This is a genomic window from Enterovibrio qingdaonensis, from assembly GCF_028683135.1.
Classification (GTDB): Bacteria; Pseudomonadota; Gammaproteobacteria; order Enterobacterales; family Vibrionaceae; genus Enterovibrio; species Enterovibrio qingdaonensis.
Map to the genome: position 1 here is coordinate 39,495 of NZ_JAJUBB010000007.1, position 13,323 is coordinate 52,817.

At 47.2% G+C, this 13,323-nt stretch carries 12 protein-coding genes; 8 read left to right on the forward strand and 4 right to left on the reverse strand.

Going from position 1 to position 13,323, the window contains the following annotated elements; translation table 11 throughout:
• The first annotated feature begins 64 nt into the window (after positions 1 to 64).
• From aroA to LRP49_RS11275, 8 genes are all read left to right on the forward strand, one after another.
• Positions 65 to 1,348 (forward strand): 3-phosphoshikimate 1-carboxyvinyltransferase, encoded by a 1,284-nt coding sequence (aroA, locus tag LRP49_RS11240; RefSeq protein WP_274142276.1) that lies wholly within the window; start codon positions 65 to 67, stop codon positions 1,346 to 1,348.
• A 164-nt stretch (positions 1,349 to 1,512) separates the two neighbouring features.
• Positions 1,513 to 2,199: a (d)CMP kinase gene (gene cmk / locus LRP49_RS11245; protein WP_274142277.1), complete on the forward strand. Its 687-nt coding sequence runs from the start codon at positions 1,513 to 1,515 to the stop codon at positions 2,197 to 2,199.
• Positions 2,200 to 2,299: 100 nt separating this feature from the next.
• Positions 2,300 to 3,970 carry a 30S ribosomal protein S1 gene (gene rpsA, locus LRP49_RS11250; protein ID WP_274142279.1) on the forward strand — a complete coding sequence of 557 codons (1,671 nt, stop codon included), beginning with the start codon at positions 2,300 to 2,302 and terminating at the stop codon, positions 3,968 to 3,970.
• A gap of 75 nt (positions 3,971 to 4,045) precedes the next feature.
• Positions 4,046 to 4,324 carry an integration host factor subunit beta gene (ihfB, locus tag LRP49_RS11255; protein WP_028022728.1) on the forward strand — a complete coding sequence of 93 codons (279 nt, stop codon included), beginning with the start codon at positions 4,046 to 4,048 and terminating at the stop codon, positions 4,322 to 4,324.
• A 179-nt stretch (positions 4,325 to 4,503) separates the two neighbouring features.
• Positions 4,504 to 4,788, forward strand: a complete 285-nt coding sequence (locus tag LRP49_RS11260; protein WP_274142281.1) for a LapA family protein — start codon at positions 4,504 to 4,506, stop codon at positions 4,786 to 4,788.
• A 6-nt stretch (positions 4,789 to 4,794) separates the two neighbouring features.
• On the forward strand, positions 4,795 to 5,964 hold the full coding sequence (lapB, locus tag LRP49_RS11265) for a lipopolysaccharide assembly protein LapB (protein ID WP_274142283.1): 1,170 nt from the start codon (positions 4,795 to 4,797) through the stop codon (positions 5,962 to 5,964).
• 6 nt (positions 5,965 to 5,970) lie between these two features.
• Positions 5,971 to 6,666 carry an orotidine-5'-phosphate decarboxylase gene (gene pyrF / locus LRP49_RS11270; RefSeq protein WP_274142285.1) on the forward strand — a complete coding sequence of 232 codons (696 nt, stop codon included), beginning with the start codon at positions 5,971 to 5,973 and terminating at the stop codon, positions 6,664 to 6,666.
• Positions 6,667 to 6,867: 201 nt separating this feature from the next.
• Positions 6,868 to 9,636, forward strand: a complete 2,769-nt coding sequence (locus LRP49_RS11275; protein ID WP_274142286.1) for a M16 family metallopeptidase — start codon at positions 6,868 to 6,870, stop codon at positions 9,634 to 9,636.
• A 50-nt stretch (positions 9,637 to 9,686) separates the two neighbouring features.
• Here LRP49_RS11275 and LRP49_RS11280 read toward each other — a convergent pair whose 3' ends face one another.
• From LRP49_RS11280 to LRP49_RS11295, 4 genes are read right to left on the reverse strand one after another with little or no spacing between them, the layout of a single operon-like run.
• Positions 9,687 to 10,493, reverse strand: coding sequence for a peptide ABC transporter ATP-binding protein (locus LRP49_RS11280; protein ID WP_274142288.1), 807 nt, complete (start codon positions 10,491 to 10,493; stop codon positions 9,687 to 9,689).
• A complete protein-coding gene (locus LRP49_RS11285; protein WP_274142290.1) occupies positions 10,477 to 11,487 on the reverse strand; it encodes a peptide ABC transporter ATP-binding protein in 1,011 nt (336 codons plus the stop codon). Before LRP49_RS11285 ends, LRP49_RS11280 begins: the two co-directional genes overlap by 17 nt.
• Positions 11,487 to 12,374, reverse strand: a complete 888-nt coding sequence (gene sapC / locus LRP49_RS11290; RefSeq protein ID WP_274142291.1) for a putrescine export ABC transporter permease SapC — start codon at positions 12,372 to 12,374, stop codon at positions 11,487 to 11,489. Before sapC ends, LRP49_RS11285 begins: the two co-directional genes overlap by 1 nt.
• Positions 12,361 to 13,323 (reverse strand): ABC transporter permease, encoded by a 963-nt coding sequence (locus tag LRP49_RS11295; RefSeq protein WP_274142293.1) that lies wholly within the window; start codon positions 13,321 to 13,323, stop codon positions 12,361 to 12,363. Before LRP49_RS11295 ends, sapC begins: the two co-directional genes overlap by 14 nt.

The window sequence follows — 13,323 nt, forward strand, 5'->3', positions numbered from 1 at the left end:
TAGCGACTTGGCTGCTTTTTCGTTACTCTCGGGTTACGAAACAATAAGGAATCACGAAGTTCAGATGGAGCAGTTGACATTACAACCCATTTCTAAGATTAACGGTGAAGTTAATCTCCCAGGCTCAAAGAGTGTTTCTAACCGTGCACTTCTTCTTGCCGCATTTGCTAAAGGCACGACTCGCCTCACCAACCTACTTGATAGCGATGACATCCGTCATATGCTTAACGCGCTCACTAAACTGGGTGTGACATACCGACTTTCAGACGACAAAACGCAGTGTGAAGTGGAAGGGTTAGGTGGCGCATTCAATACATCTGAACCGTTAGAACTGTTTTTAGGTAACGCTGGGACCGCTATGCGTCCACTGGCTGCCGCACTCTGCCTTGGTAAGGGAGAGTATGTATTGACGGGCGAGCCGCGTATGAAAGAACGCCCGATAGGACACCTTGTAGATGCCATGCGCGATGTTGGCGCGCAAGTTAGCTACCTTGAGAATGAAAACTACCCGCCACTGCGTATTGTGGGCAAAGACATTGCAGGGGGAAGCGTCGAAATTGATGGTTCTATCTCGAGCCAATTTCTGACCGCGTTTTTAATGACTGCACCACTGTTTAGTGGTGACACAGACATTCGTATCAAAGGCGATTTGGTCTCCAAACCATACATCGACATAACCCTTCATATCATGGCGCAGTTTGGTGTTGAGGTTGTCAATGACAACTACCAAACCTTCCATGTGAAAGGAAACCAAACGTACGTTTCACCGGGTGACTTTCTTGTTGAAGGTGATGCATCATCTGCATCGTACTTCCTTGCGGCGGCTGCCATCAAAGGTGGTGAAGTCAAAGTAACAGGCATTGGTAAGAAAAGCATCCAAGGTGATGTGCAGTTTGCAGATGCGTTGGCAGCAATGGGGGCGGAGATTGAATGGGGTGATGATTATGTCATTGCGCGCCGAGGCGAACTGAAAGCGGTTGATTTAGATTTTAATCATATTCCAGATGCGGCGATGACCATTGCAACGGCAGCATTATTTGCTGAGGGAACCACGTCAATCCGTAATGTTTACAATTGGCGAGTGAAAGAAACCGATCGCCTTTCTGCGATGGCGACGGAGTTACGTAAAGTAGGTGCGGAGGTTGAAGAGGGTGAAGATTACATTACGATCACTCCCACGCCAAACCTTCAACATGCTGCGATAGACACCTATGATGACCACCGAATGGCAATGTGCTTCTCGCTTGTTGCGCTTAGTGATACGCCGGTGACCATTAACGATCCTAAGTGTACGTCGAAGACTTTTCCTGACTACTTTGACAAATTATCAGCACTTGCGGAAAGTTAACGTTCCGCTATGTGATAAAAAGAGAAAATAGGTCGCGTCGCCGACCTATTTTTTTTATTGAGACTTCCCTATAATACGCCCCCGATTCCTCGAAGTAGTTAACCACATGATGTGTACGTCGTGTTTCGCTAACTGCTTCGGACGTAAACGATTTGGAGAAGTCTATGTCTACCCAAGCACCTGTGATTACCGTTGACGGCCCAAGTGGCGCCGGAAAAGGTACGCTTTGCATGTTGTTAGCAGAGAAGCTGGGCTGGCATTTGCTTGATTCTGGCGCGATTTACCGTGTTTTAGCGTTAGCTGCTATTCACCATGGTGTGGACACTGAGTCCGAAGACGCGCTGGTTCCTTTGGCTGCGCACCTAGATGTGCAGTTTAAAGCCGAAGGTGATCTGGTAAAAGTTATCCTTGAAGGCGAAGACGTATCGGGTGAACTTCGTAAAGAAGAAACAGGTATGGCTGCGTCTAAAGTGGCGGCATTGCCGCGAGTCCGCGAAGCATTGTTGCGACGTCAGCGTGCATTTGTGGAAGCCCCTGGTCTGGTTGCTGACGGTCGTGATATGGGTACCGTAGTATTCCCGCATGCAGAAGTGAAAATCTTTCTGGACGCAAGTGCGGAAGAACGCGCCCTACGCCGTATGAACCAGTTGCAACTGAAGGGGTTAGATGTTAACTTTGACCGCCTTTTGAGCGAAATTCAGGAACGTGATGATCGTGACCGCAACCGTGCAGTTGCGCCATTGCGTCCCGCTGAAGATGCGCTGGTGCTCGACTCCACCTCTCTCAACATTGAGCAGGTGCTGGAGCAGGCATTAGCCTATATTGAAAGTAGATTGACCGTTGCTTCTTGAAGCAGCGGTGAAAACCGTTGGTCGCAAGGATGATGACCGACATTAACATCAACCCCACGCGGTAGGATACCCGTGGCCGTTTAAATTGAAGATCAAATTAATGACTGAATCTTTTGCTTCACTCTTTGAAGAGTCTCTTAAAGAGCTAGAAACCCGCCCAGGTGCGATCGTTAAAGGTACTGTAGTAGCTATCGAGAACGGTTACGTTCTGGTTGACGCTGGCCTTAAGTCTGAGTCTTCTATTCCAGCTGAGCAGTTCAAAAACGCTGCTGGCGAACTAGAAATCGAAGTTGGTGCTGAAGTAGACGTAGCACTTGACGCGATCGAAGATGGTTTCGGTGAAACTCAACTGTCTCGTGAAAAAGCGAAACGTCACGAAGCTTGGATCCAACTGGAGAAAGCTTACGAAGACGCTGAAACTGTTATCGGTGTTATCAACGGTAAAGTTAAAGGTGGCTTCACTGTAGAACTGAACGGCATCCGCGCGTTCCTACCAGGTTCACTGGTTGACGTTCGTCCAGTACGTGACACTGCTCACCTGGAAGGCAAAGAGCTGGAGTTCAAAGTTATCAAGCTAGACCAGAAGCGCAACAACGTTGTTGTTTCTCGTCGTGCTGTTATCGAATCTGAAAGCAGCGTTGAGCGTGATGAACTGCTGGCTTCTCTGCAAGAAGGCATGGAAGTTAAAGGTATCGTTAAGAACCTGACTGACTACGGTGCATTCGTAGATCTGGGCGGTGTTGACGGCCTGCTGCACATCACTGACATGGCTTGGAAACGCGTTAAGCACCCATCAGAAATCGTTAACGTAGGTGACGAGATTCTGGTTAAAGTTCTGAAGTTCGATCGTGACCGCACTCGCGTATCTCTGGGTCTGAAGCAACTTGGCGAAGATCCATGGGTAGCAATTGCTAACCGTTACCCAGAAGGTCACAAACTGACTGGTCGTGTAACTAACCTGACTGATTACGGCTGCTTCGTAGAAATCGAAGAAGGCGTTGAAGGTCTGGTACACGTTTCTGAAATGGACTGGACTAACAAAAACATTCACCCATCTAAAGTTGTTAACGTGGGTGATGAAGTTGAAGTTATGGTTCTGGACATCGACGAAGAGCGTCGCCGTATCAGCCTGGGTCTGAAGCAATGTAAGAACAACCCATGGCAAGTATTTGCAGAAATGCAAAACAAAGGCGATCGCGTAACTGGTAAGATCAAGTCTATCACTGACTTCGGTATCTTCATCGGTCTGGAAGGCGGTATCGACGGTCTGGTTCACCTGTCTGACATTTCTTGGAATGTTGCAGGCGAAGACGCAGTTCGCGACTTCAAGAAAGGCGACGAAATCTCTGCAGTTGTTCTTCAAGTTGATGCTGAGCGTGAGCGTATCTCACTGGGCATCAAGCAAATGGAAGAAGACCCATTCAACAACTACATGGCTGACAACAAAAAAGGCGCTGTAGTTAAGGGTAAAGTAACTGCTGTTGACGCTAAAGGCGCAACTGTTGAGTTGGCTGAAGGCGTTGAAGGTTACCTGCGTGCTTCTGAAGCATCACGTGATCGCGTTGAAGATGCGACTCTGGTTCTGGCTGTTGGCGACGAAGTTGAAGCGAAGTTCACCGGTGTTGACCGTAAGAACCGCGTAATCAACCTGTCTGTACGTGCTAAAGACGAAGCAGAAGAGCAAGAAGCAATGGCTACTCTGAACAAAGCGGACGACGCTGCGTTCGGTAACGCTATGGCTGACGCGTTCAAAGCTGCGAAAAGCGAATAATTAATGTGAACTGAGGGGGAAAAATTCCTCCTCTACAGTTATACTGTTGAGAAACATACTAAAAGCGGGGTGATCATGACGAAGTCTGAGTTGATCGAAAGACTGTGTAGTCAACAAACCCATCTTTCTGCCAAACAGGTAGAAGATGCCATCAAGGAAATCCTTGAGCACATGGCCACTACACTCGAGGAAGGTGACAGAATCGAGATTCGTGGTTTTGGTAGTTTCTCTTTGCATTATCGCGCTCCTCGAGTTGGACGTAATCCAAAGACAGGTGACAAAGTTGAGTTGGACGGCAAGTACGTTCCTCACTTCAAACCTGGGAAGGAGCTTCGCGACCGAGTTAACCTTTAACGGTTGATTCGATTCTGAATAAAAAAACGGCATGCGTATCGTATGCCGTTTTTTTTATGCCTATTAGAATGGTCTGACAAGCCAAATTACTGCATAATCACACATAAACTGGCTCGCAAGTTACTGACCTTTTCATCAGTTAGTTGTTGTGCGCCGGAAATTTTAAAGAGGGAGTGACAGTGAAGATTATTGGTATCGTATTGCTCGTCGTGAGTTTTCTCGTCGCATTGGCGTTAGGGACACAGAATCAGGAAGTGGTTAACTTCAACTACCTGCTTGCGCAAGGTGAATTCAAATTATCGTTGCTACTTGGCATTGTGTTTGGCACTGGATTTGCGCTTGGCTGGTTGATTTGTGGTTTGCTTTACTTGAAAGCCAAAATGTCAGCGTCCATGTTGAGAAAACAAGTCAATAAGCAGCGCCAAGAACTCGATAAGTTGCGCACGGACCCGGTTAAGGAATAACAGTAAATGCTTGAGCTGTTGTTTCTATTACTACCAATCGCCGCCGGTTATGGCTGGTATATGGGTAATAGGAATGCTCGTCATCGTCGACAGGATCAGTCTCACCATCTTTCAAGACAATATGTCGCAGGCTTGAACTTACTTTTGTCAGATCAATCTGACAAAGCAGTAGACCTGTTTATTGAGCTGCTTCAAGTCGACAACGAGACGATAGATACACATCTTGCACTCGGGAACCTATTCCGTTCACGCGGAGAGGTCGACCGCGCTATTCGTATTCACCAAAACCTCATCGCTCGTCCAAATCTCACCATTGACCAACGTAATCTCGCGTTGCAGCAGCTTGCTAAAGACTATATGGTCGCAGGCTTTTTTGACCGCGCAGAGAAAATCTTCCACCAACTCGTTGATGAGCCGGATTATAAGCAGTTCGCGCTGCAGCAACTTCTTGCTATCTACCAACAAACCAGAGAATGGGAAAAAGCCATTGATACGGCGAGTCGTTTGGTGAAGTCGGGCAAGACCAAGCTCAAACGAGATATCTCCCACTTCTACTGTGAGCTGGCGATGCAAGCGTTGGGGGATGACAACGAAAAGTCGGCAAGGCAACTGCTAAAGAAATCGCTCTCCACGGACAAAACATGTGTACGTGCGTCACTCATGATTGCGCGTATCGACATCCAAAATGAAGACTACAAAGATGCAATAAAAGTCCTCGAGCAGGTTTTAGAGCAGGATCCAGACTTTATTAGCGAGGCATTGCCTTTGTTAGACAAGTGCTACCAGTACCTTGAAAAGGAAATGGCACTGGTACGCTTCTTAAAAAGTTGCCTAGAAAAGAACACGGGGGCGACAGCAGAATTAATGATGTCTGATGTGATTAATTCACATGAGAATGCAGCCATGGCACAAAGCTTTTTGACGCGCCAACTTGTAAAAAATCCAACAATGAAAGGTTTCCACAAGCTGATGCAACTCCATGTTGAACAAGCCGAGGAAGGGCGCGCCAAAGTCAGCTTAAACACGTTAAAACATCTTGTAGAAGAACAATTAAAAGTTAAGCCTCACTATCGTTGTCGTAAGTGTGGTTTTTCTACCCACTCTTTGTATTGGCACTGTCCATCATGCAAAGGATGGGGATCAATTAAGCCCATTAGAGGTCTAGACGGAGAATAATTAGGAATGCAGGACCCAAAAGTAATTGTTGCATTGGATTACCCAAATATTGATCAGGCACTGGCGTTTGTTGACCGTATTGAGCCAGGCAGTTGTCACCTGAAAGTGGGTAAGGAAATGTTTACCCTGTATGGTCCTGATTATGTGCGTAAGCTACATGACCGTGGACACACTGTTTTCCTCGATTTGAAATTCCACGATATTCCTAATACCTGTGCGCGTGCAGTTGCTGCAGCAGCAGAATTAGGCGTATGGATGGTAAACGTTCACGCGAGTGGCGGTGAACGTATGATGGTTGCTGCACGTGAGGCCTTGGAGCCGTATGGTAACGACAAGCCTTTGCTGATTGGTGTGACCGTGCTAACCAGCATGGAGCAAAGCGATCTAGCTGGTATTGGTATCAGCCGTGAGCCTCAAGAACACGTCATGTCACTGGCTACTCTGACACGCAATAGTGGCCTGGATGGTGTTGTTTGTTCAGCACATGAATCCAGCATGCTTAAAAATGCATTGGGACAGGATTTCAAATTGGTTACGCCAGGCATTCGCCCTGCAGGCTCCGACGCGGGCGACCAACGCCGTATCATGACCCCTGTTGAAGCCGTTGCTGCGGGTTCCGATTATTTGGTAATCGGTAGACCAATTACGCAAGCCGCAGATCCGATGCAGGTCTTATCGGAAATTAATGCGTCACTGCGATAACATCATTAAACCGCCTTCGGGCGGTTTTTTCTTTCCTTTTCCTTTCTTTTTCCCGCCCTAAATCGCAATGTGTAATCGAGTTTCATTTTTCCTTTAAGTGAATCGCATGGCTTTGTTCGATTAAGTAAATGTTTCGTTACTCCATATATTTTCAATGAAATGTTGATTTAGTATTTGCGGGAGGTATGAAAAGGAGTTCACATGCGAAAATTTATCCTGACGTTTTTACTCATTGGGTTAGTGGGGTGTCAGACAACATCACAAGCTCCCGTTACCAATGACCCTGATTGGGTGGTTGGCACGCTCGAAAACGGTTTAACCTATCACATCTACCCCAACGATAAAGACGAAGCAGTTTCCGTCAGACTCGTATTTAACGTTGGTAGCCTTCAAGAAACGGACTCCCAGTTAGGTTATGCACACTTCCTAGAGCACATGGCATTCAATGGCTCTACGCATTTTAAGCGAAATGAAATTGATGCTTTCTTACGAAGCGTCGGCGTAACCATGGGACATGGTGCCAATGCGTTCACCAGTGCTTATGAAACCGTTTACTTTGTTGATTTACCGGATAACTCAAGCTTAGAGAAAACCGTTACTTGGTTTTCTGACATAGCCTACGGGTTGGATCTCGATGCTCAGGCTATAGAGGGTGAAATAGGCGTCGTTCATGGCGAATGGTTGCAAGCAAGTGCGCAAGGGAAACCTTATGGATACGCCATTTACGAACATATTGCAGACCAGAGTAAATTGGGTACCCGAGACCCAATAGGCACAGACGTCAGTATTAAGGCAGTCGACAAGGAAGGTTTAACCGCGTTTTACAACAAGTGGTACCAACCTCAACTCGCTCACGTAGTGATTTCCGGAGATGTTAACCAACAAGACGCACTCAACTTACTCGAAGAAAAATTCGGCCTATGGAAGAAAGGCACAACACCTGTTCCTGAAAAATACATCGCACCGCCTGCCAAAGGGGAGCCAGCAGTGCTTAGCGATACGGGTTCAGAGGGCGCGTCAATTGCCTATGTTTTCGACATGGGAGAGGCTCGTTTCGAAACGGAAGGAGAGCTTTTTGAAAGCTGGACGGAAGATGCGGCAATCTCTCTAATTAGCTCGAAAATCTCAGACGTTATGTTAGGGGTGACAGGCGATGCGTTAGGTGCTCAGGTCTTCAAATTTCAGGCTGGTGGACGTGAGTACTTGCTGATTAGAGCGCAAATACCACGTGATATGCGAGATGAGGTTCAGAATGCGATCTCTCGAGAAATTGCTGGCCTGAGAGACAAAGGAGCCACTGAAAATGCAGTCAATAATATGCGTTGGTTTCCGGGCAATAGAAAATCAGCCAAAGAAGACGATAAAAATCTGACAACGAAAGACCGCACTAACTTTTATACGTTTGCTCTATTGAATGAATACCCAGTGCTGTCGGTAGACGAAACAATGCGTTTGCGCCTTAGCTGGTCTCAGTATTTGACACGTGGGGCGTTCAATAAACGGCTGAAATCTATATTGAGTAGCCCACCAGCTATTTACGCCTTCTATGATGGCGGCGAGGTGGAAGAAGAGGTCGCTCAGAGCGTTGCATCAGCAACAGACGTTTTGTTGGCAAAAGGAAAAAGCAAGCAGCTAACGGGTAAGCAGATCCTTGCAGGAGCAAAGGGATCAGGCAGTGTATTGGAAGAACGTCAAGAGGCTACTGACTTGCATGTATGGTCACTCAGCAATGGCGTTGAAGTTTGGTATCAAAGAAACGCCAAAGCGGGTAACGATGTAAGAATGGCGATAGGGTCAAAGGGCGGACGCTCAATGCTCACGTCTGATTTGAATGCGGCGAGCTATTTACTCGCTGATACGCTGTTTTTATCGGGATTAGGAGGCATGGACACTCAGACACTGCTTACCTATATCAACGAACGCGGAATTGCTTTTTGGCCTGATATCACCCCGACACGTCATGCAATACAAGTATATTCGCACAAGCGTTCAGTGAGCGATGCACTTGTTATCCTACACCATATATTGAGTGAGCCATTGCTTGATGAATCCGCGCTAAAAATGGCGAAACGTACGCTAACCAATGAGTCGTATAATTTTTCGACCTCTGTGGGTGGCATTTATGACCAAGGTGTATTTGATTGGCTAAGAGGTGATAACAGTGCTTATCAGTTTGCGTCCACTGATGATGTCATGTTGACAACCCTTGAGCAGGTTGAATCGGCACACCGAGCTCTCTTTAATCAGAGTAACCCCATCACGTTATATATTTATGCTAACGTTGATCCGAAAAGATTGAAGCGTGCGGTAGAAAAAAATATTGCGAGCGTGGTATTCGAGGAAGATGCAGGTATTCCACTTAACACTCAGCAAAGCACTTGGGCAAAAGAGGTGTCTCCTGTGTTGAGTGTTAGTCAAGAGGAGCCGAATAAGGCACTCTCTGCCTTGTATGTACTGAGCGATGCGAAAAACGATATGAGTGCAAAAACGGTATTCATTGATGAATTGGTCAATCGTATTGCTTACACGCGAACTTTCGACGAGGTCAGGGAGGCGCAATCTCTCACTTATACCCCAAATGTCTGGGAGCTATCGGTAGACAATGAAGCAACGACGGGTTGGGGATTTGCTGCTGTCGTTGAGCCAGTAAATGCAAAACGCACCAATCAAGTGTTTGAGGAAATCGTGGCAGGCCTCAGCAAAGGGATCACTGAGTCCGAATTTGAGTTTGTTTCCAAGCAGCTCAAAGAGGCGATGCAGGATAATGATATCAACGCAGACGTACAAACGAACATGTATGGTCGTTATCTGTTTAATGGTTGGGGTGTCGACACTTTGTTGAACGTAAATGAGACGGTAGACAGCATCACTTTCGACGAGGTGAACAATCGAACCAAGTTGATTTTCGGTGCGAACAGCAAGTTGGTCAAAGGCTACAACATGCCTGCTGGCCAGTTTGCGCCGAGATAACCTACCTTCTCAGTACATCAATAAAAAGCCCTGCAAGAGCAGGGCTTTTTTTATGACATGTTGTATCTGGACCGTCTGTCCATCGTGGGTGCGGTAAAGTGGCTTTCAATAAGGCGCTGAGTCAATGCATTTTCAGGTTCAGAAAAAATGCTTTGCGTCGTGCCTGATTCAACCACTTCCCCGTTTTGCATCACCATGACTTTGTCAGAGATGTGCTTAACCACGCCCATGTGTTGGGACACGTAGATATAGGAGAGGCCCATCTGCTCTTGAAGCTCTAACAATAAGTTCAAGATTTGCGAGCGCATGGACATGTCCAAGCCGTTCAACGCTTCATCTGCAACGATGACGCAGGGCTGGAGAATCAATGCGCGCGCAAGCGAAACACGTTGTTTCTGACCCGTCGCCAGCATTTGCGGGTAGAAATACGCATGCTCTGGTAAAAGACCCACCAAGCGCAACGTATCAACGACCCGTTTTTCACGTTCTTGCGGCGTCATGTTGGTGTTTCGTTTAAGCGGACTTTCCAAAATTTGCCCAATCTGATTTCGCGGGTTAAGCGAGGTGTTGGGATCTTGGAAGATCATTCTGATCAGCTTACAACGGGTTTTGTAGTCTTTGGGCTGCAGAGCATCACCATTAACACGAACTTCACCGCCCGAAGGCTCAACCACGCCCGCCAGCATTTTAGCCAGCGTCGATTTACCAGAACCGTTTTCACCAATGAGAGCCAGTGTTTCTCCCGCCTCTAAAGAAAAAGAAACGGGTTTTACAGCTTCTATGACACGCTTGGTAAACAGGCCTGTACGGTAGTGATAAGTTTTACTCAAGCCTTCAACTTCAAGCAATGCGCTCATGCTTTTTGACTTCCATATTGAGTGGGAAATGGCACGCGAACTTGTGGTTCTTTATTTTTTTCGTACGAGGAACTTCTACGCATTTTCGTTGCGCATAGGGACAACGTGGGCCTAAGCGGCAGCCAATAGGCAGGTTCTGCAAAGGCGGAATCGCACCTGGCAACGTTTCCAGCTTACATTTATGCGGAATATCTTTGCTGAAGTCCGGCATCGCGCGCAGTAGCGCATTGGTGTACGGGTGATGCGGTTTTTCCAAAATCTGTTGGCGGCTTGCTGATTCGACGGATTGACCACAATACATAACCGTAATGCGGTCTGCCCATTGAGTCACCGTCGTCAAGTCGTGGCTGATCAACAGTATGGTGGTGTTAGACAACTGATTCGTACGGCTAAGGAGACGGAATATCTGCGCTTGAGTGATAGGATCCAAATCATTGGTTGGTTCGTCTGCAATCAAAAGGCGAGGGCGATTAGCGATTGCCATTGCAATCATTACCTTTTGACACTCACCGTCAGTCAGTTCGTACGGGTAGCTGTTCATGACGCGCTTGTGATCTTTGATACCCACTTTGTGCAGCAGTGCAATAGATTGCTGCTTGCGCCATGACAAACGTTGCCACCAACTTCCGCTGAATGAGCTAGAAGGAATGGCTTCTTCCAACTGATAACCAACTTGTTCGGAAGGGTCCAAACAGGTTGAAGGTTCTTGGAAGATCATGGCGATGTCTTTGCCGACGACGTGACGTCGTTCTCTCGCGGGCAGTGAAAGCAAATCGATGTTGCCCAAGCGCAATCGGTCTGCACTGACTCGCCAGTTATCTTTGGTTACACCACAAATAGCTTTTGCAACCAAGCTCTTTCCGGAGCCTGATTCGCCCACTAAGCCGCGAATTTCACCTTCGTTAATTGTCAGGCTCATTCGGTCAACCGCTTTAACTGGACCTTGAGGCGTATCTATCTCGATAGTCAGGTGTCGAATATCTAATAACGGCATTATTCTGTCCCCGCATTAACTGCTTGGCTAATTCCATCGCCAACCAAGTTGACCACCAACACACTGACCATAATGGCAAGTCCGGGCAGTGTCACCGTCCATGGGGCTGTAAATACTAGTTCTATTGAGTCACCTAACATTGCTCCCCATTCTGGAGAAGGTGCTTGTGCCCCTAGCCCCAAAAAGCCAAGGGCTGCAATGTCCAGAATGGCGACCGAAATGGCTCGGGTTAATTCTGTACTCAACGTCATGAAAATGTTTGGCAAGACTGAGTGGTAAAGCAGGTAGAAGCTATTCGCGCCATCAAGGCGAGCCGCGAGAATGTACTCTTTTTCCATTTCGGCGTGCACGGCGGTGTAAACCGAGCGAATAAAGCGCGGGATCAGAGCCAACCATACGGCCAGAAGAATACTCATCTCCCCCGGGCCTTTAAACGCCACGACAATAATCGCCAACAGCAGTGAAGGGATGGATAAGACGGTATCGAGAATATGATTGAGGAAGCTCGATTTCAGACCAGAGGTCATCCCAGCCAAAATACCAATCAAGACACCGATAACACCGGCAGCAAGTGCCACCAAGAGTGCATAGCCAAATGTCAGGCGAGAACCAGCAATTAAACGAGACAGCATGTCTCGCGACAAGTCGTCAGTCCCTAAAAAGTAATCAACGGTTCCTGCATTGTCCCACGATGGTGGTTGTAACAAATGCCCCGTTTGAAATTGCGGATCGTATGGCGTTAGCCAAGGGGCAAAAATGGTCACTAAAAGCAGAATACAGAGTAGCCAAAAACCCGCTACAGCGAGGGTGTTTTCTCTGAATGCTTTCCAAGCGCGTTCTAATTGGGTTGGAATGCGCTGCTCTAAATAAACACTATTTGAGGGCATACCATTCCTTCCTTGCTAGGGGACTGATTGCTGCCCCAGCGAGATCTGAAAATATATTCGCGAGCAAAACCACACTTCCCACGGTTAGAACACCGGCTTGAACTGCCACATAATCTTTGAAACTTAAGGCGTCCAACAGCCAAGTACCAATGCCCGGCCAGTTAAAAATCGATTCAGTGATGATGGCAAATGTCATCATGGTCGAGATCTGAATGCCGAATTTTGGAATGATAGGTGGAAGCGCATTTTTCAAACCATGACGCATAACAATTTCAGACTTAGATAAGCCTTTAGTCGCCGCTGCTTTGATGTAATTTTGGCTCATGACATCAGAGACCGAATCACGCAGTAATTTGATGATTTCAGTGGTCGGTGCAACTGCCAACACCAGCGTAGGCATTATGAGGTGTCGAATGATGTCTTCAACTGCTTGACTTCGTTGCGGGTGATTGGAGAGCATCACATCGACCAACGCAAAGCCTGTCGTATTTGGAATTTCAAATAACAGGTTATAGCGACCGGATACAGGCAACCATCCTAGATAGAGTGAAAACAGCATGATCATTAAAATGGCCATCCAGAAGATGGGCATTGAGAAGGTCAGCAGAGTAATAGAAGAAATCACGATATCGGCGGGCGAGCCTCGACGAATCCCTGCAAGCGTTCCTAGAGGTATTCCCACGATCAACGCGAGGAGGAATGCAAAAAAGCAAAGTTCCATCGTTGCAGGGAATACTTCTGACAATGCTTGGGTAACAGGAAGTCCGTCGGCTGAAATGCCAAGGTCACCTTGCATTAGCTGGCGAATGTACTGAAACCAACCAGTCCAAAATTCTTGTTGGTTAAAGACAGAGAACGGGTCAAGCTTGACGATGTTGTAGCTGATAAGTGTCAGTATCAGCAAGGTTATGATGAACAGATTGAGCCTGCGAATAGCATAGATCAACAT

Coding starts and splice junctions, on each gene's coding strand:
- aroA (WP_274142276.1), top strand. CDS start 65: ATGGAGCAGTTGACATTACAACCCATTTCTAAGATTAACGGTGAAGTT.
- cmk (WP_274142277.1), top strand. CDS start 1,513: ATGTCTACCCAAGCACCTGTGATTACCGTTGACGGCCCAAGTGGCGCC.
- rpsA (WP_274142279.1), top strand. CDS start 2,300: ATGACTGAATCTTTTGCTTCACTCTTTGAAGAGTCTCTTAAAGAGCTA.
- ihfB (WP_028022728.1), top strand. CDS start 4,046: ATGACGAAGTCTGAGTTGATCGAAAGACTGTGTAGTCAACAAACCCAT.
- lapB (WP_274142283.1), top strand. CDS start 4,795: ATGCTTGAGCTGTTGTTTCTATTACTACCAATCGCCGCCGGTTATGGC.
- pyrF (WP_274142285.1), top strand. CDS start 5,971: ATGCAGGACCCAAAAGTAATTGTTGCATTGGATTACCCAAATATTGAT.
- LRP49_RS11275 (WP_274142286.1), top strand. CDS start 6,868: ATGCGAAAATTTATCCTGACGTTTTTACTCATTGGGTTAGTGGGGTGT.
- LRP49_RS11280 (WP_274142288.1), bottom strand. CDS start 10,493: ATGAGCGCATTGCTTGAAGTTGAAGGCTTGAGTAAAACTTATCACTAC.
- LRP49_RS11285 (WP_274142290.1), bottom strand. CDS start 11,487: ATGCCGTTATTAGATATTCGACACCTGACTATCGAGATAGATACGCCT.
- sapC (WP_274142291.1), bottom strand. CDS start 12,374: ATGCCCTCAAATAGTGTTTATTTAGAGCAGCGCATTCCAACCCAATTA.
- LRP49_RS11295 (WP_274142293.1), bottom strand. CDS start 13,323: ATGTTGATCTATGCTATTCGCAGGCTCAATCTGTTCATCATAACCTTG.